The organism is Rhodococcus sp. ENV425 (genome assembly GCF_002887785.1).
GTDB classification, from domain to species: Bacteria; Actinomycetota; Actinomycetes; order Mycobacteriales; family Mycobacteriaceae; genus Rhodococcus; species Rhodococcus aetherivorans.
Window position 1 is genome coordinate 8,399 of sequence record NZ_PCZU01000269.1, and the last position, 8,557, is coordinate 16,955.

Annotated in this window: 2 protein-coding genes; both read left to right on the top strand. The window is 73.1% G+C overall.

What is annotated here, in order from left to right; genetic code table 11:
• A partial coding sequence (locus CQZ88_RS31805) for a condensation domain-containing protein (protein ID WP_258008771.1) occupies positions 1-3,574 on the top strand: 3,574 nt, incomplete at its 5' end.
• Positions 3,575-3,758: 184 nt separating this feature from the next.
• Positions 3,759-8,557: non-ribosomal peptide synthetase (locus CQZ88_RS31810; RefSeq protein ID WP_258008773.1), on the top strand; the 4,799-nt coding region annotated here is incomplete at its 3' end.

Consider the following 8,557-nt stretch of genomic DNA (forward strand, 5'->3'; position numbering starts at 1 on the left):
CGTCGCGGTCACCCACCGCAACGTGCTGACCCTGTTCGACAACGCCGAACCGCTGTTCGGGTTCGGTGCCGACGACGTGTGGACGCTGTTCCACTCCTACGCATTCGACTTCACGGTGTGGGAGCTGTGGGGACCGCTGCTGTACGGCGGCCGGCTCGTCGTCGTCGACTACCTGACCTCACGCTCGCCCGAACAGTTCCTCGAGCTGCTGCGGGCAGAGCGGGTCACCGTGCTCAACCAGACCCCCTCGGCGTTCCTTCAGCTCGACGAGGCCGATCGGGTCGCGTCCGTGGAGCGTCCCGACGCCGATCCGCTCGCACTGCGATACGTCGTGTTCGGCGGCGAGGCGCTCGACCTCGGCAAGCTCGACGGCTGGTACGGGCGCCGGCCCGTGGCGCCGACGCTGGTCAACATGTACGGCATCACCGAGACCACGGTTCACGTGTCGTTCCTGGCCCTCGACCGCGGCGCCGCGCGCCCCGGTGCCGCCAGCCGGATCGGCCGCTCCCTGCCGGGGCTGCGGCTGCGGGTGCTCGACCGGCGGCTGCAGCCCGTCCCGGTCGGGGTGCCGGGCGAGGTGTACGTCTCCGGTGACCAGCTCTCCCGCGGCTACCTCGGTCGGCCGGGACTGACCGCCGCACGGTTCGTCGCCGACCCCTTCGGGGCGGGCCGGCTGTACCGCACCGGCGACGTCGCGCGGTGGAACGCCGACGGCGAGCTCGAGTACGCCGGGCGCAGCGACGCGCAGGTGCAGTTGCGGGGCTTCCGCATCGAGCTGGGCGAGGTCGAGGCGGCGCTGCTGCGTGCCGACGCGGTGGCCCAGGCGGTCGCCGTGGTCCGCGACGACGGTCTCGGCGACCGGCTCGTCGGCTACGTCGTGCCCCGCGCCGGCGCGGACGTCGACGTGGCCCGCGTGCGCGAGCAGCTCGGTGCCTTCCTCACCGGCTACATGATTCCGGACCTCGTGGTCGTCCTCGACGAGCTGCCGCTCACCGTCAACGGCAAGCTCGACCGGCGCGCCCTGCCGGTGCCGCAGGCGACCGCCACCACCGCGGGCGGGCGCCGCGAACCGGCCACCGCCGCCGAACGCGCCGTCGCGCAGGTGTTCGCCGACGTGCTCGGCGTCGAGCGGGCCGGTGCGGACGACTCGTTCTTCGAGCTCGGCGGCAACTCGCTCATCGCGACGCGGGTGATCGCGCGGATCAACGAGTCGCTCGGAACCGCCCTCGCGATCCGCGAACTGTTCGAGGCACCGACCGTCGCCGAACTCGCGGCCCGGGCCGACGCGCACGCGGAATCGGCGCCCCGGCCCGCGCTGACCGCCGGGCCTCGCCCCGATCGGGTGCCGCTCTCGCTCGCCCAGCAACGCATGTGGGTGCTCAACCAGCTCGATCCCGCCTCCGCGAGCTACAACATCCCGCTCGCGATCAGGCTGCGTGGCCGCCTCGACACCGCGGCGCTCACCGCCGCGGTGCGCGACGTGATCGAGCGGCACGAGTCGCTGCGCACCCGGTACCCGCAGGACGAGACGGGGCCCTACCAGCACGTCCTCGACGCCGACGCGGTGGTGCCCGCGGTCGTGCCGGTCGAGGTGGCGTCCGAGCAGGAGGCGTTCGCCGAGGTCGTCGCCCTCGCCGCCGAGGGCTTCGACGTCTCCGCGCAGGTGCCGGTGCGCGGCCGGATCGTCTCGGTCGGCGCCGACGACCACGTGCTTGCTCTCGTCGTCCACCACATCTCCGCCGACGGTGCGTCGCTGGCGCCGCTGGCACGGGATCTGATGACCGCCTACGCGTCGCGGTTGTCGGGCGGCACGCCGGCCTGGGCGCCGCTCGAGGTGCAGTACGCCGACTACGCGCTCTGGCAACGTCGGGTCCTCGGTGACGCCGACGATGCGCAGTCGCCGGCCGGTGCCCAGCTGTCCTACTGGCGTTCGCGCCTGGCCGGGGTGCCCGAACTGCTCGATCTGCCCACGGACCGGCCCCGGCCGCCGCAGCCGTCGCTGCGCGGCGGCACGGTGGCGGTGGAGGTCGACGCGCAGATCCGGCAGCGGCTCGACGCCCTCGCGCTCGAGCACCGGGCGTCGCTGTTCATGGTCGTCCACGCGGCGCTCGCCGTGCTGCTCGCCCGGCTCAGCGGCACCCACGACATCGTCGTCGGCACGCCCGTCGCGGGCCGCGGTGACCGGCGCCTCGACGACCTCGTCGGGATGTTCGTCAACACCCTCGCCCTGCGCACGGATGTGGACCCGGCGGCGACCTTCGCCGAGCTGCTCGACCGGGCCCGCGCCGTCGACCTCGAGGCGTTCGGGCACGCCGACGTGCCGTTCGAGCGGGTGGTCGACGACGTGGTGGCCGTGCGCTCCCCGGCCCGGCATCCCGTGTTCCAGACGGTGCTGTCGTTCCAGAACACCGAGGCGGCGCGGCTCGAACTGCCGGGTCTCACCGTCGAGGCCCTCGACGCCGGTGAACTCGCCGCGAAGTTCGACCTGCAGGTGACCGTCGATCCGCGTGAGCACCCGGGCGGCTCGGCCGCCGGCATGCACGTCGGGTTCACCTACGCCGTGGACTTGTTCGACGCCGGCACCGTCGCGACGTTCGCCGAACGCTTCGTGACCGTCCTGCGCGCCGTCGCGGAAACCTCCGACGCGGTGGTCGGGGACATCGACATCCGCACCGAGACCGAGCGCACGGCGCCCACGGTCATCGAGCCCGAGCCAGTGGCGGTCCCCGACCGCGTCGAGCGGACGGTGCCGCAGGAGTGGCAGGTCGCCGTGGAGTCCGATCCCGAGGCCCCGGCGTTCGTCGCGGACGGCGTCGAGGTCACCTACCTCGACCTCGACCGCCGGTCGTCGCAGTGGGCCCGGTATCTCATCGCCGAGGGCGTCGGGCCCGGCGACGGCGTCGCGGTCGCCGTGCCGGCGGGCCCCGAGCTGATCACCGCGCTCTGGGCGGTGACCAAGGCGGGTGCCGCGATCGTGCCCGCCGTGTCCGGCTCCGCCACGCCTGCGGAGACACCCGGGCTCGGGTTGACGACGACCGGGTCGGACGCCCGTCGGTCCGCCGCCGCGCGCTGGGTGTGCCTCGACGACCCGGCGACGGTGACGGCCGTGGACACGCTGTCCCACCGGCCGGTCGACTACTCGGAGCGGGTCCGGGTCCTGCAGCCGCAGCACCCCGCGCTGTGGGTGGCCGGCCGCGGGCTCGACCACGGCGAACTGGTCGCCGTGGTCCGCGGCGGTGCGGCCGCGCTGAAGCTGGACTACGAATCGCGGTCGCTGGTGTGCGACCTCACGGCGGAGCAGTGGCGCATCTTCGCGATCCTGGCTGCCGGGATCGCGGGGGCGGTGGTGATCGTGCCCGAGCCCGGCGCCGACCTCGCCGCCGTCGTGGCCGACGAATGGGTAACCCATGCGTTCGTGCCGTCTTCGCTGGTAGACGCGTTGAACGAGGCACCGGGTGACGACCTCGGGGTCGTGGTCGTCACCGACCGCGACGAGGTCCCGCCGGGGTCCGTTGCCGCGGGTGGGCAGTGGACGACAGTGGCCGCCGTCGACCCATGGAGTATGCGGAACTGAATACCGGCCGGTAGATTCCTCCCGGGCGGGACGAGTTCTCCATGCTCTTCCCGCGTGTGGAAGGAGCTGTATCCGTAGTGCAACGCAGGAGCCCGGTCCGGGCAGATCGAGGTCCGGGCACGTGAGGCGAGAGCCGGGGGTGCGGCGCAGGGAACCGGGCCGGTCGCGTAGCCGGGCCACGCGCGTGGCACTGCTGCCGACTCTGCTGACCTCCGCGGTGGAGGAACGCGGAGACCATCCCGCGGTGGTGGGCGCCGCCGGTGGCCCCGCCCTGTCGTATCGCGAGCTGGACGAGAGGTCGTCGCGGTGGGCGCGGTGGCTGATCGGCCGGGGCGTCGGGCCGGGCGACGTGGTCGCGGTGGCGATACCCCGTTCGGTGGAGTCGGTGCTCGCGTTGTGGGCGGTGGCGAAGTCGGGCGCGACGTTCGTCCCCGTCGACCCGCGCTACCCCCTCGAGCGGGTGGAATTCATGCTGGCAGATTCCGGCGCGGCCCTGTGCATGACGGTGCGCGATTTCGCGGCCGCGGTGCCGGCCGGAGTCGAACAGGTGCTGCTCGACGATGCGGCGGTGGCCGGGCAGGTCGGGCAGCTGCCCGGGCATCCCGTCTCGTACGCCGACCGGACGCGCGCGCTCGAAGGGCCGGACCTCGCCTGGATGATCTACACGTCCGGCTCCACGGGCCGCCCGAAGGGGGTGGCGGTCACCCATGCCGGGATCGCCGGCGTGATCTCCGCCGAGCGGGAGCACTACGGGGTCGGCGCGGACGCGCGGGTGTTGCATGTGTGCTCGCCGAGTTTCGACGTCTCGATGCTCGAGTTGCTGATCGGGTTCTCCGCGGGTGCGACGGTGGTGGTGGCGCCGGCGTCGGTGGGCGGCGGTGCCGACCTGGCCGAGGTGCTGGCGGCCGACGCGGTGACCCACGTGTTCATCACGCCGGCGGCATTGAGTTCGGTGGATCCCACGGGCCTGACGGACCTGCGGGTGGTGGTGGCGGCCGGGGAGGCCTTCGGGCCGGAGCTGGTGAGCCGGTGGACCGGTCCCGGCCGGCGGTTCTTCAACGCGTACGGGCCCACCGAGGCGACGATCCTGGCGACGAGCAGCGCGCCGCTGGTGGCGGGCGAGCCGATCACGATCGGCACCCCGATCCCGGGACTGGCGGCTTACGTGCTCGACGGCCGGTTGCGGCCGGTGCCGCCGGGTGTGGTGGGTGAGCTGTATCTGGCGGGCGCCCAGGTGGCGCGCGGCTACCACCGCCGGCCGGGACTGACGGCGGAGCGGTTCGTGGCCGATCCGTTCGGGTCGGATCCGGGAACCCGGATGTACCGGACGGGAGACCTGGTGCGCCGCGCGGCCGACGGCCCGATCGAGTATCTCGGGCGCAGCGATTTCCAGGTCAAGATCCGCGGGTTCCGGGTGGAACTGGGTGAGATCGACGCCGCCCTGACGGCCCGGCCGGACATCGAGTTCGCCGCGACCGTCGGGAAGGTGCTGCCGTCGGGGGAGACGGCACTGGTGTCGTACGTGCTGCCCGCGGCCGGAACCCGGATGGACGCGCCGGCGGTGCTCGCCGGGTTGGCCGAGACGCTGCCCGGCCACATGGTGCCGGCCCTGGTGATGGTGCTCGACGCGGTGCCGCTGACCCCGGTGGGCAAGCTCGATCGGGCGGCGCTGCCCGAACCGGTGTTCGCCGAGCGGGAATACCGGGCGCCGCGCACCCCGGTCGAGGAGACGGTCGCGTCGGTGTTCGCCGAGGTGCTCGGGCGCGAGCGCGTCGGCGTGGACGACTCCTTCCTCGAGCTGGGGGGAAATTCGCTCCTCGCGACCCGGTTGGTGGCGCGCCTGGGTGCGGCCCTGGAGACCCGGGTGCCGGTGCCGGTGGTGTTCGAGGCGCCGACCGTGGCGGCATTGGCGGCGCATCTGGAGTCGGGTGGCGCGGCGGCACACGCTGTTCCGCTGGTGGCGCGGGAGCGCCCGGACCGCGTACCGCTGTCGTTCGCGCAGCAGCGGATGTGGTTCCTCAATCGGTTCGATCCGGCCTCCGCGGCCGACAACATCCCGGTGGCGATCCGGCTGACGGGCCGGCTCGACGTCGATGCCCTGCGAAAGTCGGTGTCCGACATCGCGGTCCGGCACGAGATCCTGCGAACCAGGTATCCCGAAACGGACGGGCGCCCGTACCAGACGGTCGTTCCCGCCGCCGGATACACGCCCGACTGGGCGTCGGAATCGGTGCCCGGAACGGAGCTGGCCGACCGGATCGCCGACGTGGTGGCCACCGGATTCGACGTGACCGCCGAGGTGCCGTTCCGGGTGCGGCTGTTCCGGGTCGCGGACGACGAGCACGTGCTCGTGTTCGTGGCACACCACATCAGCGCCGACGGCTGGTCGATGGCGCCGTTGACGCGCGATCTGATGACCGCGTACGCCGCGCGGGCCGCCGGCCGGGAACCCGGATGGGAGCCGTTGCCGCTGCAGTACGCGGACTTCGCGCTGTGGCAGCGTGAGGTGCTCGGATCGGAGCGGGACGCGGACAGTCCCCTCTCGGCACAGGCGGAGTACTGGCGGCGGGTCCTCGCGGATCTCCCCGCGGAACTGCACCTCCCGACGGATCGGGCCCGCCCGCCGGTGCAGTCCTTCGCCGGCGGCCGGGTCGCGTTCGATATCGATGCCCCGACGCACCGGCGGGCGGGGGAACTGGCACAGCAGTGCGGGTCGACCCTGTTCATGGTCCTGCACACCGCGCTCGCGGTGTTCCTCGCCCGGATGTCGTCGTCGCACGACATCGCCGTGGGTACCGCGGTCGCCGGCCGCGGTGACGCCGCGCTGGACGAGATGGTCGGCATGTTCGTCAACACCTTGGTGCTGCGCACCCGGGTCGATCCCGGTTCCGGGTTCGCGGAGCATCTCGCGCGGGTCCGCGAGAGCGACCTGGAGGCGTTCACCCACGCGGAGATCCCCTTCGAGCGCGTCGTGGAACTGCTCGCCCCGGAGCGTTCGACCGCGCGGCACCCGCTGTTCCAGGTGGCCATCGCCTTCGAGAACCTGCCCCCCGCGGGTCTCGAGCTGCCGGGCCTGAGCGTGGCGGCGGTGCCGTTCGATGCGGCCACCGCGAAGTTCGATCTGTCGTTGACGCTGCGTGAACACACGGACCCCGGCGGGGGACCGGCGGGAATGTCGGCGGACTTCGTCTTCGCCAGGGACCTGTTCGACGACGAGACGGTGGCCGGATTCGCGCGACGGTTCGTGCGGCTGCTGGCCGCCGCCGTGGCGGACCCGGCCGTGCCGGTCGGTGACCTGGCGCTCCTTGCCGACGACGAAGCCGACCGGCTCACCCGTGCCCCGGACGACGCACCGAGCGGTGCCCGCACGCTCGCCGAGATCCTGACGGCGGCGGTCTCCCGGGACCCCGAGGCGCCGGCCGTCCGGTACCAGGACCGCACGATCAGCTACCGCGAACTCGACGAGTCGTCGTCCCGGCTCGCGCGGGAGCTGGCAGCACGCGGCGTCGGCCCCGAGGACGTGGTGGCGCTGGCGTTCCCGCGTTCCTACGAGATGGTGCTCGGCGTGTGGGCGGTCGCGAAGGCCGGCGCCGCGCACCTTCCGGTGGATCCGTCCTATCCGGCGGAGCGGGTCCGGTACATGCTCGCCGACTCCGGTGCGGCGGTGTGCCTGACCACCACCTCGTACGCCCCCGCGCTGCCCGCGTCCCCGCCCCGGCTGGAACTGGACGATCCCGAGGTCGTGCGGGCCGTCGCGACACGATCCGCCGCCCGGATGTCCGACGCCGAGCGGGTACGGCCGCTGTCGCTGCAGCACGCGGCGTACGTCATCTACACGTCGGGGTCGACCGGGCACCCCAAGGGTGTGGTGGTCACCCACGCGGGTCTCGACCCGCTGCTCGGTGCCGCGGTGACGCTGTACGGCGTGACGTCACGGTCGCGGTTCCTGCACGTGTGCTCGCCCAGCTTCGATCCGTCGGTGCTCGAGTGGATGGCCGCGTTCTCCCAGGGCGCGACCCTGGTCGTGGTGCCCTCGACGATCGTCGGCGGACCCGAACTCGCGGAACTGCTTCGGGCCGAACGGGTCAGCCACACCATTGTCACGCCGGCGGTGCTGGGGACGGTCGATCCGTCGGGACTCGACCGTCTCGGGGTCGTGTCCGTCGGCGGGGACGTGACATCGCCGCAACTGCTGGCGCGGTGGGCGCCGGGACGGAGCTACTTCAACGGCTACGGGCCTACGGAGACGACGATCATCTCGTCGTTCGCGCGGCTGCAACCCGGGCGCCCGGTCACCGTCGGCCGGCCCGTACCGGGGGTGGCCGCCCTGGTGCTGGACTCCCGGCTGCGGCCGGTGCCGTCCGGCGTGGCCGGCGAGTTGTACCTGGCCGGGGCCGCTCTCGCGCGGGGCTACCACCGGCGCAGCGGGTTGTCGGCGGCACGGTTCGTGGCGAACCCGTTCGGAGCGCCGGGCACGCGGATGTACCGGACCGGGGACGTGGTCCGATGGCGCAGCACCGGCGCGGTCGCCGAACTGGAGTACCTCGGGCGCAGCGACTTCCAGGTCAAGCTGCGTGGATTCCGGATCGAACTCGGCGAGATCGACGCCGCACTGGAACGGAACCCCTCCGTCGCGCAGGCCACCACGGTGCTGCACACCGATCCGCGCGGCGGGGACAGGCTCGTCGGCTACGTCGTCGGCGCGGCCGGCGCCGTGCCCGACCCGGCGCACCTGCGCGAGTTCCTCGCCGGGGAACTGCCGAACCACATGGTGCCCGGCCACATCGTCGTGCTCGACGCCCTGCCCCTCACTCCCGGTGGCAAGCTGGACAGGCGGGCACTGCCGGTGCCGCTGCCCGAGTCGGCCGAGTACTGCGCCCCCGCCACGTCCGACGAGCAGGCGGTCGCAGACGTGTACGGGGCGGTGCTCGGGGTCGAGCGGGTCGGCCGCGCCGACGACTTCTTCGCGCTCGGCGGCAACTC